Below are 26,143 nucleotides of genomic sequence, written 5' to 3'. Positions count from 1 at the left end.
CCGGCTCAGGCCACCGGCGCCGGCTCCGCCGCCAGCGCCGCGGCCACCTCGGCGGGGGACGGCATCGCGGCGATCTGGTCGGCGACCATACGCGCGGCGGCCCGGAAGCCCTGGTCCGCCAGGACGGCGGAGGCGGCCTTGACGACCCCCTCGGGAGTGGCCGTACCTCCCGGGAGACCGAGTCCCGCGCCCGCCGCGGCCACCCGGTCGGCCTGGATGAACTGGTCGGCGCCCTGGGGGGCGATCACCATCGGGATGCCCGCGGCGAGCGTGCCGAGCGTGGTGCCCGCGCCGCCGTGGGCCACGACCAGGTCCGTGTCGCGCAGCAGCTCGCTCAGCGGGGTGAAGCCGACGAAGGTCACCCGGTCGTGGTCGACGTCGAAGTCCTCGGCGGACGCGGTGAGGCCCAGGGTGACCCTCAGCTCCATGTCCTCCTTCGACAGTTCACGCAGGATCGGACTGAGTACCTCGGGCGCGGAGAAGACGGTGCCGAAGGTGACCAGCACGCGCGGACGCCGCCGCTCCGGGTCGGCCGGTGCCGTCGAGCCGGCCGGTGCCGTCGTCCCGGCCGGGTCCGGAGAACTCTGTCCGGCCGGCGTCTGCCCGTGGGGCTCCGGGCGCAGCGCCAGCCGTCCGGCCGGAGGCTGCCAGCCGTCCTGCTGCATCGCGGGCGGGCAGGTGTCCAGGTAGTGGGCGGCGGGGCGGGGAGTGATACCGCGTGCGGCGTAGCGACTCGCGACGTTCGCTTCCATGGCCGCGGCGAAAACGTCGGGCAGGGCGGGACCGTACGCGAGGTTCGCCACCGGAACGTCGAGGGCGGCGGCGACCAACGGGCCCACGCAGTCGGCGAGTTCGGTGACGATCAGCTCGGGCCGCCAGTCCCGGGCGGCGGCGAGCGCCTCGTCCGCGGTGACGTCGACCCGGACTCCGGCGAAGAGCTCGGCGACCACCTCCGGGGCCGGTTCGCCCTCCGGCAGCACGCCTGTCCTGCGCGTGAAGTCCTCCACCATCACGTCCATGGTCGGCCCCGCCGGCAGGAGGTCGAAACCTTCCTTGGCCAGTAAGGGAGCGAGACCGCCCGCGGTGAGGAACACCACGTCGTCACCTCGCTCACGGAACGCGCGGGCGAGGGGGAGTTGCGGGAGCAGGTGGCCATGGGCGGGAGTGCTTGAGAAGAGTATGCGCATATTGATAAGGGTATTGCTCCACCGAATTCGCGGGAGCGGAATCCGGACAGGCCCGCGGTCATGGTCGCAGCGGCGTCATGATCGCCGTGGTGTCACGGCCGCAGCAGTGTGGTGGCCAGCTGGGCCGCCAGCCACTCCTCGGCGCGCTGCCAGCTCCAGCCCATCCGGCGCAGCCGCCGCCAGGAGCACGGACTCAGGTGGTACCAGAGGATGTCGGCGGCTTCGGTACAGCCGATTCCGTCCCGGAGCGCGTCGAGACACGCCAGCCGCCCGGCGATCTCGGCGAGCCGGGCGCGTGCCAGGTCGTCCGCGCGCCCGGCCGCCTCAGCGATCACCGGATCGGCCGTCTCGTTGTCGTACAGCACCGCCATCGCGCGCACATGGCGGCGGACCGTCTCGCCCGTTCCCCTGGCGGCCCATCGGACGGCCTCGGCGCCGTCGGCCGCGGTGCTCACCCGGTCGAGCGCGCGGCTTATGGCCGGCTCGGCCGCGCCCCGTTCCATCAGGGCGACGACCAGCCCGGCCTTGGTGCCGAAGGCCGCGTAGACGGTGTTGACGGCCACGTCCGCCTCCTCGGCGACACGTGCGACGGTGATCCGCGCGTAGCCGTGCTCCGCGAACAGCCGCTCGGCGGCGTCGAGGATCGTCGTCCGGGTCAGCTCGGCGGCCTGGTCCCGTACGGACGAGCGATAGGGGCGAGTGTTCATCCGGGTCACTTTAGGAGTGGCGCGTTCGTCTGGCCATCGTCGCGGTGACCGGAGCGGGACTCCGCTGAACAGGGACCACGGGTGGGCGGACCGCGCGCAGCGGTGCGCGCGGTCCGCCCGTGTCCCGCGTTGTGGTGAACGGGCCTACGGCGTGGCCGTCTTCAGCCGGGACGGGACCTCCGCGTCACGGACGATCCCGAGCCGCTGGGTCGCCCGCGTCAGCGCCACATACAGATCGTTGGTGCCGCGCGGCGAGCCGTCCATGATCGCCTCCGGGTCGACGACGATCACGGTGTCGAACTCAAGCCCCTTCGCCTGCCGGGCGTCGAGCAGGACGACGGGCCGGGTCAGATCGGGCGCGATACCCCAGGAGGCGTCGGGCAGTTCGGCCGCGAGGCCGGGCAGCAGCGCGGCCGGGGCGATCACCGCGAGCCGTCCCTCGCCCGGGTGCTCGACCGCCAGTCCGGCCGCCGTACGGGCCAGGTCACCCGGCTTGGCGGAGCGCACGAGCGGCCCCTCGCCCGTCGCGCGCACGGACCGCGGCGGTTCGAAGAGCGGGTCCGTCAGGCGCCGTACCTCGGCCGCGACCTCCATGATCTCGGCGGGCGTACGGTAGTTGACGCCCAGCTTGGTCAGCTCCCAGCGCTCCCGCACGTACGGCTCCAGGATCTGCTGCCAGGAGTCGCAGCCGGCCGCGTCCCCGGTCTGCGCGGGGTCCCCCACGAGGGTCATGGACCGGCTGGGGCAGCGGCGCATCAGCAACCGCCAGGCCATCGCGGACAGTTCCTGCGCCTCGTCCACGACGATATGGCCGAAGGCCCAGGTGCGGTCGGCGGCGGCCCGCTCGGCGGCGCTGCGGGTGTCGGTCTCCTCGTGCCGCTCCGCGAACCGCTCGGCGTCGATGATGTCGTGCGCGGCGAGGACCTCCGACTCGTCGTCGTCCCTGTCCTCGAACTCCTGGGTACGGGAGCCGTAGGACAGTTCGAGCACGCCCTGCGCGTAGGCGATCCGCTCCTGGCGCTCCAGCGCCGCGGCGGCGCGGGCCGCGCTGTCGTCCTCGCCGAGCAGTTCGGCCGCCTCGTCCAGCAGCGGTACGTCGGCGGGGGTCCAGTCGATCCTGGCGTCGGCGCCGGTCCGGGGACCGGAGCGGCGTACGGCGGCGGCGTCGCGCGAGCCGAGCAGGGCGCCCGGATCCGCCAGGAAGTCGGAGACGAGCTGCTCAGGGGTGAGCTTCGGCCACAGCGTGTCGATGGCCGCCTGCACCTCGGGACTGGTGGCGATCTCCTTGCCGAGCTGGGCGATGTCCGTCGGGTCGAGGAGGTTGGCGCCGCCGAGCGGGTCGGCGCCGATCCGGTCCGCGAGCTGTGAGGTGAGGGCGTCGATGATCCGGAAGGCGAACGTCGGCCGGGCCGGGTTGTGCGGCAGTCCGGTGTCCCGGGCGCGCTGCCGTGCCTCGTACACCGTGTCGCGGTCGAGCACGAGGGTGCCGTACTCGGCGTGCTCGATCTCCATGACGGGGCGGGGCAGTGCCTGCCGGCCGCGCAGTTCCTCGGCCAGTACGCGGGCCATGTCTGCCCGGCCCTTGACCTCGGCCGCCTCGGGGGTGTCCGTACCGGTGGCCCGTACGCCCGGGAACAGCTCCCCCACGGTCGACAGCAGCACGCCGGTCTCACCGAGCGAGGGCAGCACCTCGCCGATATAGCCGAGGAAGGCGGGGTTCGGCCCGACGATCAGCACGGCGCGGCGGGCCAGTTGCTCGCGGTACGCGTAGAGCAGATACGCCGCCCGGTGCAGCGCCACGGCGGTCTTGCCGGTGCCGGGACCGCCCTCGACCACCAGCACACCGCGGTGCGGTGCGCGGATGATGCGGTCCTGCTCGGCCTGGATGGTCTGCACGATGTCGCTCATCCGCCCGGTACGCGCGGAGTTCAGCGCGGAGAGCAGTACGGCGTCACCGTCCGGGTCCTCGTAGCCGGTGCGGGTGGTGTCGGTGAGGTCCATGATCTCGTCATGGAGCGCGGTGACGCGGCGCCCCTGGGTGGTGAGGTGACGCCGTCTGCGCAGCCCCATCGGGGAATGGCCGGTGGCGAGATAAAAGGGGCGTGCCACGGGGGCCCGCCAGTCGATCAGCAGCGGAGTGCGTTCCGGGTCGTCCCTGCGCATTCCGATGCGTCCGATGTGATGGTTCGTCCCCTCGCCGAGATCGATCCGGCCGAAACAGAGACCGGACTCCACGGCATTCAGCGCGGCTACACGGCCCGAGTGTTCCGCGACGCTGATATCCCGCTCGACGCGGGCCTGCCGCACGGTGTTGACCTGGCCGATCGACGCCTCCACGGCGGTCTCGGCCTGCTCCCTCAAGGCATCGAGGCGCTCATAGAGGAGGGAGACGAATTGCTGCTCGTCCTGCAATTCCTCGGTTGACAATTCAGCCCCTGTCCGATACGCTGCATTCCAGTGACCTGGTTCATGTCTTCATTTTCAAGACGTGGAAACAATCAATATACGCAGAGGAACACCCCGACCGTCAATTCGGTTCCGGGGTTTTTTTGTGTGCTTTTCGTGTGACCCGCACCCTTTTCGCGCCCACCACGCCGCCGGGGGGAGCTGTATACTCGTTGTATGCAACCTTCGCTGTGGGGGAAGTCATGACGTCGGGCAGGGAGAAGGCGTACGCGTTCCTCAAGGAGAACGTACTCACCGACCCGGACAGGCAGGGCGAGTTCCTCTCCGAACAGGAGCTGGCGAACCGCATCGGGGTCTCCCGTACCCCCATCCGTGAGGCGCTGCTGCTGCTCGCCGCCGAGGATCTCGTACGGCTGGTCCCCAAGCGGGGGGCGCAGATCGTTCCGCTGTCGGGGCGGGAGATCACCGAGCTGATGGAGCTGCGCGGCATCGTCGAGCGGTACGCCGCGGAGCAGGTCGTCCCGGGGGACCGGGACGCGCTGGTGGCCGACCTGACCGGGCTCCTGGAGCGGCAGCGGACCCTGAGCGGGCCCGAGCACGCCAAGGAGTTCATCGCCGTGGACCATCTCTTCCACGCGACGATCGTGGCCGCCGCGGGCAACTCGCTGCTCAACCGGCACTACGACGGGCTGCGCAGCCGGCAGATCCGGGCCGGGGTGGTGGCGCTCTACAACCAGCAGGGGCGGCAGGAGTCCGTACTGACCGAGCACCGCGCGATCCTGGCGGCGATCGCCTCCGGTGACCGGCCGGCCGCGCACAGCGCGATCGACGGTCACCTGGAGACGACGCTCAAGGTCCTGCTCGCCGGTTAGACACGTACGTACGCCTCAGGGTCCTGCTCGCCCGTCAGGCGCGCACGTACGGACCGGACTTGTCCGTCCGTCAGGCGTTGGGGTCGAACGGGATGCCGACCGGCTTGGCCTTCTGCAGATGGCCGTTGAAGTTGCCGTCCTTGAGGCCGAAGACGGCGCTGCCGAAGTTGGCCTGGCTCAGCTTGTCGCGGACACCCGCGGGGTAGCCGTTCCAGCCGACCAGCGTGGGGAAGCGCCAGGTGCCGTAGTGGTTCTCCGGCGGCTCGTCGTTGGAGTTCGCGGCGCGGAAGGCGTGCGTGCCGATGCCGTCCTTGTGGTAGACGACCTTGGCGTGCGTGCCGTCCCAGCGGATCTGGTCACGGGTGTGGATGTTGAAGTTGCCGTGGGCGGAGGTGGAGACGTACTTCACCTCGTTGTCCTGCACCCACACCACGACATGCTCCCAGTCGTGCCGGTGCCCGCCGAGCCCGCTGCCGGCCACGGCCTGGTCCTTCTCGAAGTAGAGGCCGTACATGATCGCGCACCAGCCGTTGTTGCACTTGGACCGCGCGTATCCGTTGGTGTTGTCGAGGTCCCATGAGTCGCGGCACGAACCGTTGACGGCCCCGGTGGTGTTGAGGCCGGGGGCTATGGTTCCGTCGGGGCCGATGGCGGGGGTGGGGTAGCAGCCGTCCGTGTCGTAGTCGAAAGCCGGCTGGAACGTCTGCTCCATCCCGTCCGCGTTGCCGGGCAGGGCCCTGGGGGGATCGGCGAGCGCGCTACCCGGCACGGCGATGACCAGCGCGATGGCGCTGCCGAAGATGAGCGAGACCTTGCGGATGCGCGAGCTTTTCTTCACTGCGTCCTCCTGATCGGCCGCGATGTGGGGTACGCGGTCCGGTTGACATGCCCGGATCACCTTCCCCCGCCCTCGTTGACGCGTCGAGCATCGCAGGATGTCGGAGCGATGAAGGGTCAGCCAATACCGAGGGGGGTGGAGGAGACGGGAGTTACACGCTGAGTGAAGTGTGACGGCAGAGGACGCCGAAGTGAAGCGTGCCGAAGGGAAGCCGTCCGAAAACGAGTTGGGCGCGGACGGCCTTCCGCTTCGGTCAACTCGGTTGGTTCAGCCTGTGGTTGGCCAGCACCGGTACGGCACGGCGGACCGCGGCGACCTCATCCGGATCCACGTCCGCGAGCAGCGTCCCCGGGCCGGCTCCGAGGCTCCGCCGTACGGTCCCGTCGGGGCCGATGAGCGCGCTGTGGCCGATTCCGGTGGGAGCGGGCGACACCGCGGCGCCGGCCGCCGGGCCCGTACCGGACGCCGCCGGATCCGCCTGGCCCACGGCGGCGAGCCAGAGCGTGGCGTCCAACGCCCGTGCGCGGGTGAGCAGTTCCCACTGCTCGCGCTTGCCGGGGCCGGCGCCCCAGGAGGCGGGCAGCAGCGAGAGCACCGCTCCGGCGTCGGCGTGCGCCCGGAACAGTTCGGGGAAGCGGACGTCGTAGCAGGTGGCGAGGCCGATCCCGACGCCGTCCACCTCGATGGTGACGACCTCGGAGCCGGCCGCCACGGTATCGGACTCGGCGAAGCCGAAGGCGTCGTAAAGATGGATCTTGTCGTAGGACGCCTCGACGCCGGGACCCGTGGCGAGCAGGGTGTTGGCCACCTTGCCGTCCGGAGCCGGGGTGAACATGCCCGCGACCACGACGAGTCCCGTCTCCTCCGCGAGCCGGCGCACCGCCGTGGCCCAGGGGCCGTCGAGCGGCTGCGCGAGCGGCGCCAGGGGGGTGCCGAAACAGGCCATCGCGGCCTCGGGGAACACGATGACGCGGGCGTCCTCGTCGGCGGCGCGGTGGGCCTCGGAGCGGAGAAGCGCGAGATTCCGCTCGGGGTCGGGGCCGGTGGTGAGCTGGCTCAGCGCGATGCGCATGAGGTGGTTCCCTTCTCGGGCGCGGGGTGCGGGTGCGGGTGCGGGGTGCCGGGTGCGGGGTTACTGGTTACGCGGTACGGGGTGTGAGGTCAACGGTGCCGGATCCGGGCGGGGCGGGGCGGGGTTGGGCGTACGGGCTACGCCCCCGCGCGGGCGGGCTGTTCCGTACCGCTCAGGTCGTCGTCGGCGGGGTTCCCGTCCCGTCCCAGACACAGGCCGACGATCGTGACCACCGCGGTCACCGCGACATAGAGGGCCAGCGGGATCCATGAGTCGTACGCGTCGAGCAGCGCGGTGAAGAGCAGCGGCGCGACGGCTCCGCCGATGACCCCGGCCAGCGTGTACGCGAGCGAGGAGCCGGTGTAGCGCAGGCGCGCGGAGAACTGCTCGGCGATGAAGGCCGCCTGCGGCCCGTACATCAGCGAGTGGATGGCCAGCGCCACCACGACCCCGAGCGCGAGCAGCGGCCAGTTGCCGCCACTGGTCATCGGGAAGAACAGGAACGGCCATACGCCGGCGGCCAGGGCGGAGACGCCGTACAGCAGACGCCGGTTGATCCGGTCGGAAAGGGCTCCGGCCAGCGGGATCAGGAAGACCTGGAACGAGGAGCCGATCAGGACGGCGGCCAGCGCGGAGCCGCGCGACATGCCCAGTTCGCCGGTCGCGTAGGTCAGTACGAAGACGGTGAACAGCGCGTACAGCACGTCCGGGGCGACCCGGCTGAGGATCGCGGCCGCCAGCGCGCGGGGATGCGTGGTGAAGACCTCGCGGATCGGCGCCTCGGGGCGCTTCTGCTCGGCCTCCATCGCCTTGAAGACCGGGGTCTCCTCCAGCTTCGCGCGGATCCACAGCCCGAAGACGACCAGGACCCCGGAGAGCAGGAAGGCCACGCGCCAGCCCCAGGAGGTGAACTGGGCCTCCGTCAGCAGGGCGCCCAGGGCGGCCAGTACACCATTGGCCATCAGGTTGCCGGCGGGCGGGCCGATCTGCGCGGCCGAGGCGAAGAAGCCGCGCCGGCGCGGGTCGCCGAACTCGCTGGAGAGCAGTACGGCCCCGCCCCACTCGCCGCCGACACCGACGCCCTGGGCGAAGCGGAGGATGACGAGGGCGATGGGCGCGGCCACACCGATCGTGGCGTAGGAGGGGAGCAGACCGATCAGCAGTGTCGCGGCCCCGATCAGTACGAGGGTCGCGATGAGGACCTTCTTGCGGCCGATCTTGTCGCCGAGACGGCCGAAGACGAAACCGCCCAGGGGCCGGGACACATAGCCGACGGCGTAGGTGGAGAACGCGAGGAGCGTGCCGGTGGCGGGGTCCTCGGAGGGGAAGAAGACATCGCCGAAGACCAGCGCGGCGGCCACGGAGTAGATGGCGAAGTCGTACCACTCCAGGGCGGTCCCGGTGAGGCTGGCGAAGAAGGCGCGGCGGACCGCGGACCCGCCGAACGATTGCGTTTCCATTCCCTTATCCCTGCCCGTGTCCATGTTCGTGCTGTTCTTCACGATGTCCGTCCTTGCTGAGGTGCGCTATCGACCTTCCGGCATACTTCTTGTATACAGGTCGTATGCGCAAGCCTTCCGCGCAAAGTTAACCTCGCCGATACCGCGATCGATGTGGAGAAACCCCATGGCGCTGCTGACCTTCGAACTGCCCGACGGCACCACCAGGCGCGTCGATGTCGTCCAGGTGCTCAACGCCGGCTACGCCGGACGCAGCCAGGACGATGTCGCCGCGCATGTGGCGGAGCTGGCCGAGCTGGGGGTGCCCGCGCCGTCCGTGACGCCCGCGCTCTACCCCGTTGCCCCGTATCTGGCGCAGCACACCGACCGGGTCAGCGTCCAGCACGGGCGCACCTCGGGCGAAGCGGAATGGGCCCTGGTGGTGGACGGCGACGGGGAGCTGCTGCTGACGGCCGCCTGCGACCACACCGACCGTGAGCTGGAGGTGCACGGTGTGGCGTGGAGCAAGAACGCGGGCCCGGACGTCCTCGCCCGGCGCGCCTGGCGGCTGGCCGACGTACAGGAGCGGCTGGACACGCTGACCCTGCGGGCATGGGTGAGCCACGCCGCCTCCGGGGGCTCCGGGGACGGCGCGGGCTCGGGGGGCACGGGGGGCTTCGGGAAGGAGACCGTCATCCAGGACGGCACGCTGGCGGAGCTGCTCACCCCGGGCTACTGGGCCGAGGTGCTGCGGGAGCGCGGTGATCTGCTGCCCGGTACGGTGCTGATCTCCGGCACGATCCCGATGGCCGAGGGCGTTGACCAGTTCGCCGACCGCTGGCGGGTCGAGCTGGGCGACCCGGCGACGGGGGACGTGATCGAGCTGGCCTACGACGTGGTGCGGATGCCGGCGCCCATCGGCTGAATCGGCAGAGCCGCCGCCGGCGTCGGCCCCGCACCTTGGCGCGAAGGCGTCGCCGCCACCGTTGGCGCGAAAGCGTCGCCGCCGCCGTTGGCCAAGGCGTCGCCGCCGCCGTTGCCGCCTTCGCGCCGTTGGGGAAGGGCCGGGGTGGGACCCGTACGGGATATCCCCTCCCGCGGGATATCCCCTCCCGCTCACCTCGAAGCGTCAGACCACCTCTTCCAGCTCCTGGAGGAGCTTGCGCTTCGGGCGGGCTCCGACCATGGACTTCACCGGTTCACCCGCGCGGAACACCATCAGCGTCGGCATCGCGAGGACCCCGTACCGGGCCGTGACCTCGGGGTTGCTGTCCACATCGAGCTGGACGACCTTGAGCCGGCCGGCCTGCTCCCCCGCCACGGCGCTCAGCACCGGCGCGAGCTGCCGGCACGGGCCGCACCAGTCGGCGGTGAATTCCACGAGCACGGGAAGTCCGGCTCCGAGCACCTCGTTGTCGAAGTCCGTGTCCGTCACGGCGTCGACACCGTCTATCACGATCATTTCGCTGTCTCTCCTCGATTGGCACGGCCGAACGCACGCGCGCTCGTGTGCGGTGTCAGTTCGCACAGCGGCTCGGGACCGCCCGGCACCTCCGCCTGGTCCGCCAGCCCGGCCCGCGCCGCCTCCGCCTGCGCGAGCTGCGACCCGACCTGGGCACGTACCGCCTGTAGCTCACCGATCAGCCCGTCCAGCTCGCCGAGCTTGCGGCGGTAGACGGCGAGCGACGCCGGACAGGAGTCCCCGGCCGGATGCCCGGCGCGCAGGCACTCCACGAACGGCCGCGTCTCCTCCAGGTCGAACCCGAAGTCCTGAAGGGTTCTGATCTGCCGGAGGAGCCGCAGGTCGCTCTCGTCGTACGTGCGGTAGCCGTTCACCGCGCGCCGGGCGGGCAGCAGCCCGCGTGACTCGTAGTAACGCAGAGTCCGCGTGGTCGTCCCCGCCCGCTCCGCCAGCTCGCCGATTCGCATGTCTTCGACCGTAATCCTTGACGCCGAGGTCAAGGCAAGGGAGTCGGGGCGCGGGGGCGACAGGCGAGGAGAGAGGCATTGACGGTATGCCCCGGCGCCGTTACAAGACGTACTGAGAGCGCTCTCACGCTGCACTCCACGTCCCGTCCCCCGTCCCCCGTCCCACCCCCGTCCACTCCCCGTCCCGCTCCTCGGCACCATCCGCACCGGAGGTGTTCCTTGAGAACCAGTCGCATCAGATCCGCTCCCCCCACCGCTCCCCGTCCCCGTCCCCGCTTCGCGCCCCGTACGCCCCTTGTCGCCGCGATCCTCGCCATGGCCGTCGCGCTGGCCGGGTTCGTCGGCGTGACCGGCGCCGGTACGGCCCAGGGCGCGATACCGCCCGCGCCCGGCTGGAACCTCCAGTGGAGCGACGACTTCAACGGCGCGGACCGCACGCCGCCCTCCGCCACCAACTGGCAGACCGACACCGGCCACGGCTACCCCGGCGGGCCGGGCAACTGGGGCACGGGCGAGATCCAGAACTACACCGCGAGCCCCGACAATCTGAGCCTCGACGGCAACGGCAACCTCCGAATCACCCCGCTCAGGGACGGCGCGGGCAACTGGACCTCGGCCCGGGTCGAGACCCGCCGCGCCGACTTCAAGGCTCCGGCGGGCGGCACCCTCCGTATCGAGGGCCGTATCCAGATGCCGAATGTGACGGGCGACGCCGCGCTCGGCTACTGGCCCGCCTTCTGGGCCCTCGGTTCGCCGTACCGGGGCAACTACTGGAACTGGCCGGGCATCGGTGAGTTCGACATCATGGAGAACGTCAACGGGATCAACTCCGTCTGGGGCGTGCTGCACTGCGGTGTGAGCCCCGGCGGCCCGTGCAACGAGACGACCGGACTCGGCGCCAGCCGCGCCTGCCCCGGTGCCAGTTGCCAGTCCGCGTTCCACACCTACCGCTTCGAGTGGGACCGCGCGGTCACGCCCAACGAGCTGCGCTGGTACGTGGACGACCAGCTCTACCACACCGTGCGGCAGAACCAGATGGACGCCGGTACCTGGGCCAACATGACCGACCACGCCGGGTACTTCATCCTCCTCAACGTGGCGATGGGCGGCGCGTTCCCCGACGCGCTCGGCGGCCGGACCCCGACAGCCGCGACCGTCCCCGGCCGTCCCATGCTCGTCGACTACGTGGCCGTCTGGACGCGTGGCGGCACACCCCCGACGGACCCGCCGACGGACCCGCCGCCCTCGGGCTCCTCGACGCTGTACGCGCGGACGGGCGCCGGGCTCGGTGACGCCGCCGGTTCGGCCGCGTCGGCCACCCTCGCCGCGGCGGGCGGCGCCAATCACGACGGCACGCCGCACACCCCGCAGGTCTTCACCTCCAGCGGGATCACCCGTACGTACAACGGCGGTGCCACGCAGTTCGACCTGTTCGTCGACGCGGGCACGTCGGTCGGCAACGGCCAGCAGGTCAGGGTGAGTTACGACCGTACGGGCGACGGCACCTGGGACCGTACGGAGACCTACGCGTACTTCGCGACCGACCCCGTCCCCGGCTATGAGCACTACACGCAGGCCAGGGGCCTGAAGTCGGCCACCGGATCACAGGGCGACCTGGTCAACGGGAAGGTACGGATCGAGGTCTGGAACGCCATCGGCACCGGCGCGAGCACGCTGGGCATCGGCAACCAGTCGGTGATCCGGATCCCGTTCGCCTGAGCCGGCGCGGCGTGAGAAGGCCGGTACGGACCGCCCCATAACCCGTACCGGCCCGTACCGGCCGGGCACGGGCGAGGCGCGTCAGCCGCCGGATCGCGGGGCGGCGACCCGCGCCTCGACAGGGATGTTCCGGTACCAGAAGCCGCACAGCCCTTCCCAGATCTCGCGTTCGGCCGCGCTGCTGAGCACGTCGGGCGCGGGCTGCGGCTGCTGGAGAAGCGGCTGCGGCTGCGGTCGTGGGAACGGCGGCTGCGGGTCCGTGGGTCCCGCCTCCGGCAGGGGTGGCCGGCCGCCGTGCCGGGCCGTGTCCAGCAGCAGCCCCCGGTAGAGATCGAAGGCGACACGGATCTGCTGCCCGTGCACGACGGCGGCGGTGAGCGCGGCCCGGTAGCCGGTGAGCGCGCCGAGCGCGCCGGCCGCGAGCGAACCGACGGCGAGCCACGGCGCACCGCCCGTCACCACCGTGCAGACCGGGGCCGCGACCGTGAACGCGCCGGAGAGCGCGGTCGCGGCGAGCGCGGCGTCGAGCCGGGCCCTGCTCGACGCGAACGCGGCGGTGAACGGGGCGGGCAGGAGCGGGAACAGCCGGGGCCAGACGAGCACGGCGTCGATCCCGTACCGGGTACGGGGGTAGTCCTCGGCGCCGCGCAGGACATTGCCGAGACGCGTCGGCAGTACGGGCAGACCGGGCAGCGGGAAGCGCAGATAGAGCGTCTCGTACGCGTCCGGGCTGCCCGCCCGTACATCGCCGCGCAGCTGTGCGCGGGCCCGTTCGTGCCGGCTCGCCCGCCACGCCCCGAGCCGTCGGCCGAGACGTCCGGGCCAGTACCCCTCGGCCCAGCGCAGCAGGGTCACCCGGTGGGCCGCCAGCAGGGCGGTGAGGAGCGTGACGGCGAGGACGAAGCCCGCCGCGTGGACGGTACGCACGCTCCCGGGCCGGTCGCTCCAGGTGGCGATGGCCGTACCGAGCCCCGTACCCGGCTCGGCGGCGGGATGCGCGCCGTTGGCGGCTTCGAGGGTGATCCCGAGGAGGACCGACGAGAAGACGAGCGCGGGGAGTGCCGAGGTGAAGAGCAGGCGCCGGCTCGTACCCGCCAGCGCGTCCCGGAACACGTCCGCGATCACGTCATCACCCTCGTACGGAGAGGATCAACGGATGCGCGGGTACCGCGTCGCCCGGCCCCGGGCACTCCGGGGGATCCTCGGGATCGTAGAAGTGCAGCGCGTTGACGCGGCCGCAGCCGCCGAAGGCGCAGACCACATGGGCGTGCGGGGTGCGATGCGTCCCGCAGAGACAGCTGTCGTCGCCGGTGGCCGCGCCCCAGCCCCCGCCCGCGCGTACGGGCCCGCCGGGGAACCGGTCCTGCCGGAGATACGCGTCGACGGTGGCCCGTTCCAGTACGCCCCGGACGGCGCCGCTCGCGTGGTCCATCACCACGGCGGCCTCGGGGCTGAGTTCGAGCAGGTTGAGCAGGGCCGATTCCTCGACGACGTCCTGGAGGGTCGCGGAGCCGGAGACCACCACGGCGGGCGCACGCCGAGGGGCGGCCCATGCGGTGCGGACCGCGAGAGTGATGGGCGTTCCGTCGGCCGAAACCCCGATCAGATAGCGGCAGTTCGGCGTGTCCCCGCCGTAGGGCTCCCGCACCGTGGCGAAATCGGGACTGGCCAGGCCGGCCAGCGGGGTGTGCGCCGGGAGTGCGGTCATCGGGCGTCTCCTACGAGGACGAACGGGGCCCAGAAGTACGGATGCTCGAAGGGGCGGGCGCGGGGGCCGCCGCCTCGCCTCGCTTCGGCACTGGCGATCAGCCGTGACCAGAGCACCATCAGCTCCCTTCGCTCCGGACTGCCGCTCGGGGTGCGCTCCTTGAGCCGCGCGAACGTCCGCTTCGCGGCGGGGAGATCACCGGATTCGCAGAGCAGACGCAGCAGCACCGACTCGTACGCCGTCCTCTCGGCCGCCCCGTCTCCGGCGTCACCGGTACGGGCGTCACCGGTCCGGGCGTCACCGGTCCGGAGGCCGCCGATCCGGGGATCACCGATCCGGGTCAGCGCGTCCTCGCACCGGCGTACGGCGGCGTCCATGGTCATCCCGCGTACCGTCGCCTGCGCCTCGTGCAGTGCCCGCCCGCGCGGCGCCCCCGCCACCAGCAGCTCGTAGAAGCGCTCCATGAACAGCGCGGTGGACAGATCGTCCACCTGCCACTGCGTGACCAGGACGGACTTGGCCCCGGCGATGAGGAAGGCCCGTGCGAGACCGAGCCGTTCGTCGCCGGGGCGCCCTCTGCTCGCCCCGCTGCGGCAGGCGCTGAGGGTGACGAGATCCGCGCGGATCCGCAGCCCCAGCAGATCCTCCATGGTCAGCGGGCCGTCGGCGCAGCTGATCGCGCTGCCCGCGATGTCGTCGGGGGCCAGGACGCCATGACAGGCGAAGTGCACGGCCGTCGCCTCCGAGCGGGCGAGCCGGTCCAGGACCAGCCGCCGGGTGACCCGGTCGCCGGAGAGGACTTCGGCGCGCCCGCCGAACGCCCCGGCCAGGGAGCGGGCCTCCGCGCGCGCGTGAACGAGCGGCTGATCGGAGCGTGAGTCGGCGAAGACGCACAGACCGCGCGGGGCGGGCGGAGCGGTGTCCCGGTACAGGTCCGCCAGGAGGGAGGCGCTCTGCACCACATGGACGGGGTTGCGCGCGGCGAGCGGCACACCGCCGGTGGCCACCGCGTGGAGGGGGATCTCGTGCAGGAGGCCGTGCGGCACGAGACACACCGGCTCGCCCGGCTCACTGTGGCGCGTCACCGCCCCGATCAGCGCGCCGAAGTCCGCGTCGAGTCCCTCCTGGTCGAAGCCGGCGGCCGAGGTCAGCCGCCCGAAGCGGTTGAGGGCGTCGGGGAGCGCCGGGCCGGGGGGCAGCTTCCCCTCCTCGACCACGGGGGACGACGTACCGGAACGGACCAGGAAGACGATGACCCGGGCATGGAACACATAGAAGCTGACGACGAGTCCGCGCCGGCCGCCGCGCCGCTCGTACCCGCTGAGTACGGAGGTCAGTTCCGCGTGGCCGACAGGTGCCGGGGGGCGGCCGCCGGTCAGATGCTCAGGACGCGGCACTTCCAGCAGTACGCGCGAACGGTCCCGCTCGCTGTGGTCGAAGGCCACCGCCCACTGGGGCGCGCGCAGACCGGGGATGTGCCCGCGTTCGGGCCCGGTGAGGAGGAGGATCAGACGGCTGTAATGGGAGGCCGGGTAGTCGATGCGCCGGTCGCCGTCGGCGATTGCGCCGCGCCGCGCCTCCTCCAGCCGTACGAGTTCGCTCCAGCGCGCGTAGGCGGCGGGCCAGTCCTTCTCCTCCTCGTCGATCGAGGCGAGCAGCTTCAGTGCCTCCATCTGGAGGGCGAGGTCGCCCGACTTCCTCAGCCCACGCTCCAGCAACCAGCGGGCGGTACGCAACCGGCCCACCGGCGCGAGGAGTTGGGCGTGCCACACCATCTTCCAGGCCGTACCCACACTCGCGAAGGAATCACCGAAGTAGTTGATGCCGTCGGTGTCGAGTCCTGGCTGGTCGACCGCACCCGAGGCCTTGCCCGATCCGGTATCGGGAAGCCGCGCCGAGGTACGTGCCATCTCGCCGGATTCGAACAGCTGCCGCCACACCCGCCAGTTCATACGCTCGAAGAGCCGGACCCCCGCGTCGGGCACCGCCGGCACGACGGCACGGGGAAACCACCCCCGCTCCTCCGCGCGCCGTTCCGAGCGCCCTTCGGCGGCGCGCGGCTGGGCGGATTCGGCCTGTTCGTGGAACGCGACCCGCTCCGGTGCTCCGGAGCGCGCGGCGTTCGCCAGGACGCGATGGGCGAACGGTGACATCCAGGCCGCCCCCTGGCCGCCCTCGGTGACCGGGCGCAGCACATCGCGCACGGCCGGGTAGTCGTTCCGCAGCCTCCCCGCCCACTGGAACCGCGCCATGGCGGCGAAGTCGGGGTACCCGGCCGCCTCCAGGTCCTTGACGGCGGCGGCGCTCCGTGCCGTGGCCTCTTCGACGGCGCCCTCGCCGTCCGCGACGGTGGCGAACGCGTACGCGACCGTGCCGCGCGCGGCGAGATGCAGCCGCCAGTGTTCCGCGCGGTCCCGCTCTCCGACGTCCCGTTCGTCGAGGAGCGCGTTGCCCGCCGCCCGCAGCATGGACTCGCAGAGCGGCCGGTAGCCGGGGGCGGCGCGGCGGCCGCTCCGGGAATCGGGCGCGGTGGTGGCCAGAGCCGCCAGCAGGATCACCAGGGAGTAGTCCGGGGTGCCGGGCGCCGTGGGCGAGCGGGTGGCGCGGGCCCCGGCGGTGATCCGCTCGCGCGCCCAGGCGTGCACGACGGCGTCCCCGAGCGAGGGCCACTTCCTCGCCATGGTCACCGCGTAGGTGATCAGCGCTCCGATGTCGTTCAGCCACCATCGCACGGTGAGCGCGACGACGAGTTCGGCGACGATCATCACCAGGGCGGCCTGGATCAGCGCGGTCGACGGGGCGGCGGCGCCGGCCAGGAACAGCGGCAGCGTACCGGCCCAGCAGATGGTGCGGACCAGCTGAAGGGGCAGCAGCAGAACGATGGCCCCGGTCATGCACCCGCTCCGGCCGAACCGCGCACCGGCCGCCGGCTGCGGCCAGTAGGTGGTGACGAGACCCAGCTCGCGCGGTGTGATCAGGGCGGACAGCACGGTCACACCGGCGAGCAGCAGCCCGCCCTGCCCACCGGTGAGCCACGGCCGCTCCAGCCACCGCGCCGCGAGCCACTCGCCGGCGGAGCTGTGCGCGAAGACGACGACACCCACGAGGGGGCCGGCATGCGCGAACTGCTGGACGCTGCGCCCGAGGGACGGCAGATGCCGTTCGGCGCCGCTCCGTACGAAGCCGAGGACCATCAGCAGCGCGACAGCGAGCGGGAAGAGCCCACGGGCGGAGCCCGGAACGTCGTCCACCGAGAACAGCAGCAGCAGCGGCGCCAGGATCGTGAAGGCTCTGGCAGGCACGGCCAGAGCCGCCAGACACCCCAGTGCCTGATCGTCCAGTCCGGGCGGCACCCGGTCCGTCGATGGTCGCGCGGCCGACATACTCTCCCCCGCCCTCCGCGTCCCTACAGGTCCCGCCCGAGCCGGCCCGCCGCCGCGCACGACGCGCCCCCGGCTGGAGGCCACTGCTTGGTCCCGAGCACCGTCACAGCCCCTTCATCCAGCGGGAGGCCCCGTAGAGGACGGTGAACAAACCGAGCGCGAAGGTCCACACGGTCAGCCACATCGGCGCGTCGGAGACGGCGTTCCACACGCCCACGACGACGAGCCAGGACCCGTTGAACAAGAGCTGCTTCGACGACATGCTGTTCCCCCGGCCATGAGCCGGCCCGGCCGGCGCACGTGTCAACTCGTACTGGATGATGGCTTGTTGGGCCGAGGATCGCAGAAGGCACCAGGCCGCGCGGGAGAACGCACAACAACCACCCGATCGTGTCGGACACGACCGCCGCCCGCGCTCCCGGCCGGATCTCGTGAGGACAGACGATGCCGATACTCTCCGCGCCCGAAGAAGTGGACGTGTGGCTGACCGAAGCCGGATGGCACCCGGGGCGGGACCCGGCGCGGCCGCGTCACGGTTCTCCTCGTCGCGCGCCGCGCCGTGCGGACCCTGCGCGAACGAGGCCGGCACGACCACCCGAGCCCTGCGGTACTACGAGCAGCAGGGCCTGCTCCACCCCCGGCGGCCAGGTGCGTGCGTGTGCGCTGCGCGCGCAGCGCGGCGGGCGCGTCCGCGGCCGAGTCGTCCAGGACGGCCCGGATCCTGTCCAGGTCGAGGCCGGTCTCGCGGTAGACGACGATGCGGTGCAGGCGTTCCAGGTCACCGGCGGTGTAGAGCCGGTACGGGGGTGATCACCGCCACATCGCGGGTGTTCCAGGGAGTGTCCCGTGGACCGTCGACCGAGTCCGGGCGCACCGCGCGACAGGCCTCTACCAGGGAATCGACCTGGCTGAGCAGGCACGCGAAACTCAGGCTCGTCGCCGGTGCCCGCTCCGGAACGCCGGCCGCCGGGACGAGCAGTACGTCCTGGAACGCCCACCGGCGCAGATGCACGAGCCTGCCGGGGACGCTGAACAGCTCGAAGAACCCGAGCCCACGTATCCAGAAGTCCACCGACGCCGCCAGATCGCTCGTGGGGATCGTCATGAACGCGGGCATTCCGTAGATGCCGCGGAACAGCTCCGGCACAACCGCGTCCGGGCCGGGAGCGGGTATGGGACTTATCTCGAACGCGTTGTAGTGGTCGCTCACGCACCCCACCTTCCGGCCTCACGCGACGTGAGGGTCAAGCCGGTTCGTGGATCCCGCCCAGCCCCAACGACGCGACCGGTGTTGTGGGCGGTGTTGTGGCCGGGTACAGCCAGGGCCTTCGTTCGGATCACCGGTTCCGCCGCCCGGCCTGGGCCGGGCGGCGGAGTGGGTCACCGGTCGCCGTCGGGCACCAGGGAGCCGTCGGAGGTGGTGGGCAGGGCCTGGCGGCGCTGTTCCCGGAGCGGGGCGAGAGTGGTCCCGTTGAGGTCCGCGTGGACCACCCGGGCGATGTTCTCGATCACCGCGACACTGGCGGGCATGTCCGTGTTGTCGGCGGTCAGGACCGCGAGGCCGTAGTCATGCCCCTGCCCGGTGAACGCGCCGACGCTGTGCACACGCCATCCGCCGCTGCTGCGCTGCAGCCAGCCGTTCTTGACGTGCACCGTCGCTCCGTCCGGCGCGCCCGTGGGGACGCCCCAGCGCTGAGCGGGGATCACCTGGTTCATCAGGCCCAGCGCGTAGGCACGGCGGTCGTCGTCGAGAACGGGGTTCGACGCGGTGAGCAGCTCCATCAGCCTGAGCTGGTCGGCGGCGTTGATCTGCGTCAGCCCCCAGTACCCCTCCAGGTCGGGGGTCGTGTGTTCCATGCCCGCGAGGCGCAGGAAGTCCGAGATACGGGCGAGACCGAGCTGTTTCCACAGTGTGGTCGTCGAGTCGTTGTCGGACGCCGTGATCATGTTGGTGGCGAGCGTCTGCTCGGACGAGGTCAGGTCCCGGTTCTCGTCCTGGGCCTGGCGCAGGAGCGTGCCCAGGACGATGACCTTGACGACGCTCGCCGAGTCGTACTGCTGATCCGCGTTGAACGCGCAGTTGGTGCCTGTGGTGCGGTCGTACAGAGCGACGGAGACCCGCCCCTTGAGGGCGGCGTCCTCCACCACGGCCTTGATGTCCTCGGTGAGCCGGCTCGCGAGGCCGGTCTTGTCCGACGTACAGGAGACCTCGGACCGGGGCGGCTCCGCACCGGTGCCGGATATCGCGCTCGCCGGGGAGGCCGTGGCCACGATCGCGGCGGCGGTGCCGACGAGCACGGATACGGTCGCGGTGCGCCGCAGGCGCCGGGGAAGGATCGATATGTGGGAAGTCAAGCGTGTTCCTTAGGAGATGTACGGAGGGGAGGGGAGTCGGGCCGGCCGCGCCGACGTGTTGTCGTGCGGCACGACAGCTCCCCCGCGCCTGGAAGAGGTCCCTCCTGCTTTTCGCTTCACAAGATCTGATGACCGATGCGGCGCGGTGGTTCCCCGCTCGGGCCGAACGGTCCCGTTCCATCTCACCGACCGGCACAGGCTGGAGACGTCGGGGACCGGAATCCAGGCCGGCTCGGCGGTCTCGCCGTTCGGCTCGGGCCGGAGTCGGCCGCCGGTGATGCGGACCTGGTAGAAGACGCCGGCATTCTGGTGCTCCGGTCCGCCGGGTACGGTGCGTTCGGCGGCGGGGATCACCCGTGAGTCCACGCCCAGCAGGCGTTCGACCACCGCGTCGCGGCCGGTCTCCTCGGCGACCTCCCGGATCACCGCGTCGAACGGATCCTCCCCGTGCTCGACCCTGCCACCTGGCAGAGTCCGGTTTCCCGAGACGTGATGGGCGAGCAGCACGCGCCCGTTCTCATGCACACGGCGTACGCCGCCAGCCGGAAACTCACCACTACGGCGTGATGTCGCGCACGACGGCGTACCGGCCACGCGCCTTGGTGCCGTCCGGCAGCAGCCAGTCGGCGGTGACATGGCCAACGTCCCCTGTGGCGTGGGTGGTTGACTCGGCCGGTTCGGGCCGCAGCACACGGTTCACGCGGATGGTCAGCCCCTTGGCCGCCGGTCCGCTCGGCGACCCGGGTGCGGAACCGGTCAGCAGGCGCAGATCCGTACCGTGCGGCCCGTCGGTCACGTCAACGGAGCTGACCGAGGCCGTGTGGCCGGCCTCGGCGAAGTGGGCGATGACGGACGGGTCCGGGGTGTTGTTCACGTTCTGGGCCTGCGGCTCGGCCTCGCCGAGAACGAGAGCGAACAACTGCGCGACGAGAACCGGGTCGTGGGCTCCGTCGTAGATCCACCGCCGCCCCAGCACACCGTGCTCCGACGTGCCGATGAGCGCGTGATCGGCACCGGGAAGCGGTGCTCCACGGTAGCTGAGGGGCATCTGATACGTGACCGGCCGGTCGCCGGACTCGTCGGTGACCGCCATGAACTCGATCCCCACCTCGCCTTGCGGGTCGTCGAGCCGGAAGCCGCCGGCCTTGGTCAGCCGGGGCTCATGCCCACCGCCGAGGTTCCAGGGCCGAGCGGGAAGCCACGAGGCGAGCAGCTCAAGCTTCCCGGGCGTCATGGTGGTGCGGTGGATGACAGCCATGTCTGGCCCCTCTCCTGATCGTTGCGCTCATCCTGCCACCCGGCCCATCGACGGCGACGCTTGCCCGCACATCCATCGCTCCCCGGTGCCCGAGGCACGTCCGATCAGACCGAGGCCCCGATCAGACCGAGGCGCGTCCGACTCAGACCGAGGCGCGGGATGTCCTCATACGCGGCACGCTCCCAGCCGGCCGGGTCTTCGCTCCTGACGACGGGCTCGCTGCGACCGGTCGCCATGTCGTCAGCAACCGGCGTTCGCCGGCCCGGGGCGTTGGCGTCTACTCGCCGCCACCGGCCGACCGTCCACGCGTACGCCCCCTACACCCCCGCGCACGCTCCCGCACGACCCGTACCCATTTGCCCGCCGGTAGGCATATCCCCGAAATGGGCGAGGTACTTATCTCTCGCCCACAACGTCCGCGCACGTCCTGGAGTACGCGATGACCGAAATCGGGGAAACGACCACCTGTCCGTTCGACTTCAGCAAGGGCCTGGACTTCGACCCCTCGCTCGGGGACCTCATGTCCCAGGGGCCTGTCACCCGGATCCGGCTGCCCTACGGCGAGGCGGACGCGTGGCTGGTCACGAACTTCGACGGGGTGCGACAGGTGACGACCGATCCCCGGTTCAGCCGCGCGGGAATCATGAGCCACGACTACCCCAGGATGACCCCGGAGCCGATCGTCTCCCCCGAGTCGATCAACGTGATGGACCCGCCCATCAGCAGCCGGCTGCGGCGGCTCGCCTCGCAGGCGTTCACGCCCCGGCATGTGGACAGGATGCGGCCCGCCGTCGAGGGCATCGTCGACCAGCTCCTCGACGAGATGGAGGAGGAAGGCCCACCCGCCGACCTCGCCGCCCATCTGTCGAACAAGCTCCCCCAGCACACCGTCTGCGAGCTGCTGGGCATCGCGCCGCCGGACAGGCCGCGGATGCAGGAGTACGCCCACCAGCTGCTGTCCACGGCGCCGGACTCGCGTCAGGCCGCCGCGGACGCCAAGGCGCGACTGCGTGAGTACTTCGGCGGGCTGGTGGCGGAGCGGCGGCGCACCCCCGGGGACGATCTGATCAGCGCGCTGGCCGCCGCCAAGGACGGCGACGACGTCCTGGACGACAAGGACCTGGCGGTCATGTCGCTGACGCTCATGCTGAGCGGTCACGACACGGCGACCTGCCAGATCAGCAATATCGCCTACCTCCTGCTCACCCGCCCGGAGCTGATGGACCTGGTGCGGAGCCGGCGCGAGTCGCTCACGCAGGTGCTGGACGAGCTCCTCCGGTACATCCCGTTCCGCAAGGGGGTGGGCATTCCGCGGGTCGCGACCGAGGACGTGGAGATGGGCGGGGTGCGGATCCGCGCCGGTGACTTCGTCCATGTCTCGTATCTGACGGCGAACCGCGATCCGGAGCGGTTCTCCGACCCCGATGTCATCGACCCGCACCGTCCGCCCACTCCGCACATGACGTTCGGCTGGGGCGGACACCGCTGTATCGCCGCTCCCCTCGCCATGGCGGAGCTGGAGGCCGCCATCGGCCGGCTGGTGGACCGCTTCCCCGGGCTTCGGCTCGCGGTGCCGGCCGAGGAGCTGCGCTGGGACACTGAGACGATCCGGCGCTTCCCGCACGAGCTGCCGGTGGCCTGGTAGGCGGTCCTCCCGGATCCCGAAGGCCCCCGGAAAGCCCCCCGAAAGCCCCCGCACAGCACAGCCCCGCGCAGCCCCGCACGGTCCCGGACAGTCGTCCGTACCGCTGCCGTCCGTACCGGTGCCCGATCACATCGGTACGGACGGCAGCGGTACGGAAGGCGACGGCGAGGGCGGCGACGGCGACGGCGAGGACGGCAACGGCCTCAGCCCGGACCACCCCCGGGACCGCCGGACCCGCCCCCGCGCAAAACTGACCGGCCGCACGGAAGCGTCTCCGTACGGCCGGTCTTCAGGGGCCGGGGCTATGGGGGGTGTCACCCCGGCCGGGATCGTGGTGCGTGTGCCGGGATCAGACCCCGGCCTTGTCCGCCTTGGTGGTGGCGCGCGACTCGGGCACGTCCTTCGAGACGTCGTCCGGCGCGTCCGCCGGAGCACCGTGGTGGTCGTCCACCAGGGTCTTCTCGTCGAACGGGATGTGTCCGGCCAGCACCTCGTCCACGCGGCCCTTGTCGATCTCCTTGGTCCACGTACCGATCAGGACCGTGGCGACCGCGTTGCCCGCGAAGTTCGTCATGGCGCGCGCCTCGCTCATGAAGCGGTCGATGCCGACGATCAGACCGACACCGTCGACCAGCTCCGGCCGGTGCGACTGGAGGCCACCGGCCAGCGTCGCCAGACCCGCGCCGGTGACACCCGCCGCGCCCTTGGACGCGATGATCATGAAGAGGAGCAGCGACACCTGCTCACCGATCGAGAGCGGGTCGCCCATGCCCTCGGCGATGAAGAGGGAGGCCATCGTCAGATAGATGGCCGTGCCGTCCAGGTTGAAGGAGTAGCCGGTCGGGACGGTGATGCCGACGACGGGCTTGCTGACACCCAGGTGCTCCATCTTCGCGATGAGCCGCGGCAGCGCCGACTCGGAGGAGGAGGTCGAGAGGATCAGCAGGAACTCGCGGCCCAGGTACTTCAGCAGCGAGAAGATGTTCACGCCCGCGATCACCCGCAGCAGAGCGCCGAGGACGAGGAAGACGAAGAGCGCGCAGGTGATGTAGAAGCCGATCATGATGATCGCGAGCGACTTCAGGGCGTCGAGGCCGGTCTCGCCGACCACCGCCGCGATGGCGCCGAAGGCACCCACCGGCGCGGCCCACATGATCATCGCGAGCATGCGGAAGACCAGGCGCTGGATGTGACCGATACCACGGAGCACCGGTTCACCGGCGGAGCCCATGGCCTGGAGCGCGAAGCCGGCCAGCAGCGCGACCAACAGCGTCTGGAGGACCGAGCCCTCGGTGAAGGCGGAGACGATCGTCGTCGGGATGATGCCGAGCAGGAAGTCCGCGGTGGACTCGCTCGCGCCGGTCGCCTGGGCCGCGCCCGCTTCACGGGTGGCCTCGGTGAGGTGGAGGCCGGAACCGGGCTCCAGGATGTTCCCGACGACCAGGCCGATGGCCAGGGCGACGGTCGACATCAGCATGAAGTAGCCGAGGGCGAGCCCGCCGACCGCGCCGACCTTGGCGGCTTTCCTGACCGACCCGACGCCCAGCACGATCGTGCAGAAGATCACGGGCGAGATCATCATCTTGATGAGGTTCACGAAGCCGGTACCGATCGGCTTCAGCTCGACGGCCACACCAGGAGCCGCGAAGCCCACCAGAATGCCGAGCGCCACGGCGACGATCACCGCGATGTACAGATAGTGGGTACGGTCCCGCCTTGCGGCCACGGGTCCTCCTTGACTCGTCTCCTGCGAATCCCCCGTCCCTGTCCCGAGGGGTCCCGGTGACTATCCACCACCGTGTGACGCCGGTCACCCTTACGTTCATTTCGTTCATATGAATCCGGCCAGGCATTCTTGTTTCATGCATCTGCCGCGCCCCCGCAGTCTCGCCGCCCAGCTCTTCGCGATGCAGGTCGTGCTGGTCGCGGCTGTCGTCGCGGGGTGCGCGGTCTTCGCGTACGTCACCGGTCGCGCCCATACGGACGAGACCGCGCGCAAGCAGGTTCTGGCCACGGCGCACGCGCTCGCCGACTCGCCGTCGGTGCGCGAGGCGATCCGTACCCCGGATCCGAGCGCCGCACTCCAGCCGTACGCGGAGCGGGTACGCCGCGACACCGGCCTCGATTTCATCACGATCATGAACCCGGAGGGAATCCGCTGGACGCACCCCGATCCGGCGCAGATAGGGATGCCCTTCCTGGGCGGCAGAGCGCCGGCCCTGCGCGGCGAGACCTTCACCGAGACGTACACCGGCACGCTCGGCCCCTCGGTCCGCGCGGTCACCCCGGTGCGGGACGGCGACCGGATCACCGGTCTGGTCAGCGTCGGGATCACCGTGGACCGGATCTCCGATGAGGTCACCCAGCAGGTCAGGGTGCTGGCCCTGGCCGCGGGCGCGGCCTTGGCGATCGGCGGACTGGGTACGTATGTGATCAACGCGCGGCTGCGCCGGCACACCCATGGGATGAACGCGGCGGAGCTGAGCCGGATGCACGACTACCACGAGGCGGCGCTGCACGCCGTGAGCGAAGGGCTGCTGATGCTCGACGGCGGGCGCAGGATCGCGCTGATGAACGACGGCGGGCGCGAGCTGCTCGGTCTGGACGACTCCGCGGTGGGCCGTCCCGTCGCCGAGCTGGGGCTGCCCGCGCCGCTCACCGGCGCGCTGCTGGCCTCGGAGCCCAGAGTGGATGAGGCGCATATGACGGCCGACCGGATCGTGGTCGTGAACACGCGCCCGGTGGTCGGCGGGGAGCAGCGCGGTACGGTCGTCACCTTGCGCGACCACACCGAACTCCAGGCGCTGTCGGGTGAGTTGGACTCGGAGCGGGGCTTCACCCAGGCCCTGCGCTCACAGGCGCACGAGGCGGCCAACCGGCTGCACACGGTGGTTTCGCTGATCGAACTGGGACGGGTGGAGCAGGCGGTGGAGTTCGCCACGGCGGAGCTTGAGCTGGCACAGGCGCTCACGGACCGGGTGGTGGGCGCGGTCGGCGAGCCGATTCTCGCGGCCCTGCTGCTGGGGAAGGCGGCGCAGGCCAATGAACGCGGTGTGGAGCTGGAGCTCGCCGAGGACAGCCGGATCGACGACGGCGTTCTCCCGTCGACGCTCCCGGCGCGCGATCTGGTGACCATCCTGGGCAATCTGATCGACAACGCGATGGACGCGGCGCAGGGCGGCGAGGGCGCGCGGATCATCGTGACGGCCCTGGTGGAGGACGACGAACTGATCCTGGGCGTACGGGACACCGGGGCCGGGGTCGCTCCCGGCGACATGGACGAGGTGTTCCGGCGCGGCTGGTCGACCAGGGGTCCCGGGCGCGGTCTCGGCCTGGCGCTCGTACGGCAGGCGGTGCACCGCGCGAACGGGACGGTGAAGCTCGCGGAGGGCCCGGAGGGCGGCGCGGAGTTCACCGTACGGCTGCCGCTGGCCGGGCGGCGGCCGGTCGCCGCCGGGACCGCCGACGACGGGATGGAGGCGGCGCGGTGAGCCCCAGCCCCACAGACCCCACGGGCCCAGCCGGCGCCCCGGGCCACACCGGCCACACGGGCCCTGCCGGCCACACGGGCTCCCCGGGCCACACCGGGCCCACAGGCCCCGTTGGCCCCACAGGCCCAGCCGGC

General features: G+C 71.4%; 21 protein-coding genes and 3 pseudogenes. 6 read left to right on the top strand and 18 right to left on the bottom strand.

The features are described 5' to 3' along the window. Window positions 1-5: 5 nt before the first annotated feature. The 3 genes from ACZ7LS_RS09110 to ACZ7LS_RS09100 all read right to left on the bottom strand — a co-directional run bounded on the left by ACZ7LS_RS09110 (window position 6) and on the right by ACZ7LS_RS09100 (window position 4,321). On the bottom strand, window positions 6-1,187 hold the full coding sequence (locus tag ACZ7LS_RS09110; protein ID WP_385133173.1) for a glycosyltransferase: 1,182 nt from the start codon (window positions 1,185-1,187) through the stop codon (window positions 6-8). Between the two features lie 92 nt (window positions 1,188-1,279). After that, the gene (locus ACZ7LS_RS09105) at window positions 1,280-1,894 is read right to left on the bottom strand and encodes a TetR/AcrR family transcriptional regulator (RefSeq protein WP_382517541.1); all 615 of its coding nucleotides are present in this window, start codon (window positions 1,892-1,894) and stop codon (window positions 1,280-1,282) included. A gap of 144 nt (window positions 1,895-2,038) precedes the next feature. Beyond that, entirely contained in the window at window positions 2,039-4,321 is a 2,283-nt protein-coding gene (locus tag ACZ7LS_RS09100; protein WP_382664902.1) for a HelD family protein, read from the bottom strand. 221 nt (window positions 4,322-4,542) lie between these two features. On the opposite strand from ACZ7LS_RS09100, the gene ACZ7LS_RS09095 reads away from it, so the two are divergent. Continuing rightward, a complete protein-coding gene (locus ACZ7LS_RS09095) occupies window positions 4,543-5,172 on the top strand; it encodes a GntR family transcriptional regulator (RefSeq protein ID WP_356511997.1) in 630 nt (209 codons plus the stop codon). Between the two features lie 70 nt (window positions 5,173-5,242). Here ACZ7LS_RS09095 and ACZ7LS_RS09090 read toward each other — a convergent pair whose 3' ends face one another. From ACZ7LS_RS09090 to ACZ7LS_RS09080, 3 genes are all read right to left on the bottom strand, one after another. Beyond that, complete coding sequence (locus tag ACZ7LS_RS09090) at window positions 5,243-6,010, bottom strand: NPP1 family protein (RefSeq protein ID WP_385133175.1); 768 nt, start codon at window positions 6,008-6,010, stop codon at window positions 5,243-5,245. Window positions 6,011-6,263: 253 nt separating this feature from the next. Next, window positions 6,264-7,082 carry a carbon-nitrogen hydrolase family protein gene (locus ACZ7LS_RS09085; RefSeq protein WP_385133178.1) on the bottom strand — a complete coding sequence of 273 codons (819 nt, stop codon included), beginning with the start codon at window positions 7,080-7,082 and terminating at the stop codon, window positions 6,264-6,266. Between the two features lie 137 nt (window positions 7,083-7,219). Next, window positions 7,220-8,542 (bottom strand): MFS transporter, encoded by a 1,323-nt coding sequence (locus ACZ7LS_RS09080; RefSeq protein ID WP_382664905.1) that lies wholly within the window; start codon window positions 8,540-8,542, stop codon window positions 7,220-7,222. A gap of 166 nt (window positions 8,543-8,708) precedes the next feature. Here ACZ7LS_RS09080 and ACZ7LS_RS09075 point away from each other — a divergent pair, with 166 nt between their 5' ends. Next, window positions 8,709-9,446: a DUF2848 domain-containing protein gene (locus tag ACZ7LS_RS09075; protein WP_385133181.1), complete on the top strand. Its 738-nt coding sequence runs from the start codon at window positions 8,709-8,711 to the stop codon at window positions 9,444-9,446. 204 nt (window positions 9,447-9,650) lie between these two features. On the opposite strand, the gene trxA is transcribed toward ACZ7LS_RS09075, so the two are convergent. Both trxA and ACZ7LS_RS09065 read right to left on the bottom strand, forming a co-directional pair. Then, window positions 9,651-9,983 carry a thioredoxin gene (gene trxA / locus ACZ7LS_RS09070; RefSeq protein WP_382517558.1) on the bottom strand — a complete coding sequence of 111 codons (333 nt, stop codon included), beginning with the start codon at window positions 9,981-9,983 and terminating at the stop codon, window positions 9,651-9,653. Beyond that, complete coding sequence (locus ACZ7LS_RS09065; RefSeq protein ID WP_382517561.1) at window positions 9,980-10,450, bottom strand: MerR family transcriptional regulator; 471 nt, start codon at window positions 10,448-10,450, stop codon at window positions 9,980-9,982. Before ACZ7LS_RS09065 ends, trxA begins: the two co-directional genes overlap by 4 nt. 315 nt (window positions 10,451-10,765) lie before the next feature. Between ACZ7LS_RS09065 and ACZ7LS_RS09060 the strand changes: the two genes are divergently transcribed. Then, window positions 10,766-12,169 carry a glycoside hydrolase family 16 protein gene (locus tag ACZ7LS_RS09060; RefSeq protein ID WP_382665039.1) on the top strand — a complete coding sequence of 468 codons (1,404 nt, stop codon included), beginning with the start codon at window positions 10,766-10,768 and terminating at the stop codon, window positions 12,167-12,169. Between the two features lie 81 nt (window positions 12,170-12,250). On the opposite strand, the gene ACZ7LS_RS09055 is transcribed toward ACZ7LS_RS09060, so the two are convergent. The 4 genes from ACZ7LS_RS09055 to ACZ7LS_RS09040 all read right to left on the bottom strand — a co-directional run bounded on the left by ACZ7LS_RS09055 (window position 12,251) and on the right by ACZ7LS_RS09040 (window position 17,522). After that, window positions 12,251-13,294: a hypothetical protein gene (locus ACZ7LS_RS09055; RefSeq protein WP_385133184.1), complete on the bottom strand. Its 1,044-nt coding sequence runs from the start codon at window positions 13,292-13,294 to the stop codon at window positions 12,251-12,253. 4 nt (window positions 13,295-13,298) lie between these two features. Continuing rightward, complete coding sequence (locus tag ACZ7LS_RS09050; protein ID WP_382517567.1) at window positions 13,299-13,877, bottom strand: hypothetical protein; 579 nt, start codon at window positions 13,875-13,877, stop codon at window positions 13,299-13,301. Beyond that, window positions 13,874-17,260: a CHAT domain-containing protein gene (locus ACZ7LS_RS09045; RefSeq protein ID WP_469448286.1), complete on the bottom strand. Its 3,387-nt coding sequence runs from the start codon at window positions 17,258-17,260 to the stop codon at window positions 13,874-13,876. Before ACZ7LS_RS09045 ends, ACZ7LS_RS09050 begins: the two co-directional genes overlap by 4 nt. Before the next feature lie 103 nt (window positions 17,261-17,363). Continuing rightward, on the bottom strand, window positions 17,364-17,522 hold the full coding sequence (locus tag ACZ7LS_RS09040) for a hypothetical protein (RefSeq protein WP_382517573.1): 159 nt from the start codon (window positions 17,520-17,522) through the stop codon (window positions 17,364-17,366). Between the two features lie 55 nt (window positions 17,523-17,577). Here ACZ7LS_RS09040 and ACZ7LS_RS09035 point away from each other — a divergent pair. Further along, window positions 17,578-17,895: pseudogene (locus ACZ7LS_RS09035) on the top strand (hypothetical protein); the annotation flags it as partial. Between the two features lie 19 nt (window positions 17,896-17,914). Here ACZ7LS_RS09035 and ACZ7LS_RS09030 read toward each other — a convergent pair. The 5 genes and pseudogenes from ACZ7LS_RS09030 to ACZ7LS_RS09010 all read right to left on the bottom strand — a co-directional run. Further along, window positions 17,915-18,061 (bottom strand): annotated as a pseudogene (locus ACZ7LS_RS09030) (MerR family transcriptional regulator); the annotation flags it as partial. Beyond that, entirely contained in the window at window positions 18,039-18,470 is a 432-nt protein-coding gene (locus ACZ7LS_RS09025; protein ID WP_385133190.1) for a VOC family protein, read from the bottom strand. The gene ACZ7LS_RS09025 and the pseudogene ACZ7LS_RS09030, both read right to left, overlap by 23 nt. A 170-nt stretch (window positions 18,471-18,640) precedes the next feature. Then, entirely contained in the window at window positions 18,641-19,615 is a 975-nt protein-coding gene (locus tag ACZ7LS_RS09020) for a serine hydrolase (RefSeq protein WP_385133193.1), read from the bottom strand. Between the two features lie 186 nt (window positions 19,616-19,801). Beyond that, a pseudogene (locus tag ACZ7LS_RS09015) lies at window positions 19,802-20,169 on the bottom strand (NUDIX hydrolase); the annotation flags it as partial. A 2-nt stretch (window positions 20,170-20,171) separates the two neighbouring features. Beyond that, complete coding sequence (locus ACZ7LS_RS09010) at window positions 20,172-20,873, bottom strand: maltokinase N-terminal cap-like domain-containing protein (protein WP_382664918.1); 702 nt, start codon at window positions 20,871-20,873, stop codon at window positions 20,172-20,174. Between the two features lie 439 nt (window positions 20,874-21,312). Between ACZ7LS_RS09010 and ACZ7LS_RS09005 the strand changes: the two genes are divergently transcribed. Then, a complete protein-coding gene (locus ACZ7LS_RS09005; RefSeq protein WP_382664920.1) occupies window positions 21,313-22,518 on the top strand; it encodes a cytochrome P450 in 1,206 nt (401 codons plus the stop codon). A 349-nt stretch (window positions 22,519-22,867) separates the two neighbouring features. On the opposite strand, the gene ACZ7LS_RS09000 is transcribed toward ACZ7LS_RS09005, so the two are convergent. Continuing rightward, window positions 22,868-24,244, bottom strand: a complete 1,377-nt coding sequence (locus tag ACZ7LS_RS09000) for a cation:dicarboxylate symporter family transporter (protein ID WP_385133195.1) — start codon at window positions 24,242-24,244, stop codon at window positions 22,868-22,870. Window positions 24,245-24,380: 136 nt separating this feature from the next. Between ACZ7LS_RS09000 and ACZ7LS_RS08995 the strand changes: the two genes are divergently transcribed. Continuing rightward, window positions 24,381-26,009, top strand: a complete 1,629-nt coding sequence (locus ACZ7LS_RS08995; protein WP_382664923.1) for a sensor histidine kinase — start codon at window positions 24,381-24,383, stop codon at window positions 26,007-26,009. The last annotated feature ends 134 nt before the right edge of the window (window positions 26,010-26,143 follow it).

It is taken from the genome of Streptomyces sp. NPDC039430 (assembly GCF_055639435.1).
Note: the sequence above shows the minus strand (reverse complement) of the source record. Positions and strands in the feature narration are given on the sequence as shown.

What these genes read in the sequence shown, in the direction of transcription:
- ACZ7LS_RS09110 (WP_385133173.1), bottom strand. Translation starts at nt 1,187, where the DNA reads ATGCGCATACTCTTCTCAAGCACTCCCGCCCATGGCCACCTGCTCCCG.
- ACZ7LS_RS09105 (WP_382517541.1), bottom strand. Translation starts at nt 1,894, where the DNA reads ATGAACACTCGCCCCTATCGCTCGTCCGTACGGGACCAGGCCGCCGAG.
- ACZ7LS_RS09095 (WP_356511997.1), top strand. Translation starts at nt 4,543, where the DNA reads ATGACGTCGGGCAGGGAGAAGGCGTACGCGTTCCTCAAGGAGAACGTA.
- ACZ7LS_RS09085 (WP_385133178.1), bottom strand. Translation starts at nt 7,082, where the DNA reads ATGCGCATCGCGCTGAGCCAGCTCACCACCGGCCCCGACCCCGAGCGG.
- ACZ7LS_RS09080 (WP_382664905.1), bottom strand. Translation starts at nt 8,542, where the DNA reads ATGGAAACGCAATCGTTCGGCGGGTCCGCGGTCCGCCGCGCCTTCTTC.
- ACZ7LS_RS09075 (WP_385133181.1), top strand. Translation starts at nt 8,709, where the DNA reads ATGGCGCTGCTGACCTTCGAACTGCCCGACGGCACCACCAGGCGCGTC.
- trxA (WP_382517558.1), bottom strand. Translation starts at nt 9,983, where the DNA reads ATGATCGTGATAGACGGTGTCGACGCCGTGACGGACACGGACTTCGAC.
- ACZ7LS_RS09065 (WP_382517561.1), bottom strand. Translation starts at nt 10,450, where the DNA reads ATGCGAATCGGCGAGCTGGCGGAGCGGGCGGGGACGACCACGCGGACT.
- ACZ7LS_RS09060 (WP_382665039.1), top strand. Translation starts at nt 10,766, where the DNA reads ATGGCCGTCGCGCTGGCCGGGTTCGTCGGCGTGACCGGCGCCGGTACG.
- ACZ7LS_RS09050 (WP_382517567.1), bottom strand. Translation starts at nt 13,877, where the DNA reads ATGACCGCACTCCCGGCGCACACCCCGCTGGCCGGCCTGGCCAGTCCC.
- ACZ7LS_RS09045 (WP_469448286.1), bottom strand. Translation starts at nt 17,260, where the DNA reads ATGTCGGCCGCGCGACCATCGACGGACCGGGTGCCGCCCGGACTGGAC.
- ACZ7LS_RS09040 (WP_382517573.1), bottom strand. Translation starts at nt 17,522, where the DNA reads ATGTCGTCGAAGCAGCTCTTGTTCAACGGGTCCTGGCTCGTCGTCGTG.
- ACZ7LS_RS09010 (WP_382664918.1), bottom strand. Translation starts at nt 20,873, where the DNA reads ATGGCTGTCATCCACCGCACCACCATGACGCCCGGGAAGCTTGAGCTG.
- ACZ7LS_RS09005 (WP_382664920.1), top strand. Translation starts at nt 21,313, where the DNA reads ATGACCGAAATCGGGGAAACGACCACCTGTCCGTTCGACTTCAGCAAG.
- ACZ7LS_RS08995 (WP_382664923.1), top strand. Translation starts at nt 24,381, where the DNA reads ATGCATCTGCCGCGCCCCCGCAGTCTCGCCGCCCAGCTCTTCGCGATG.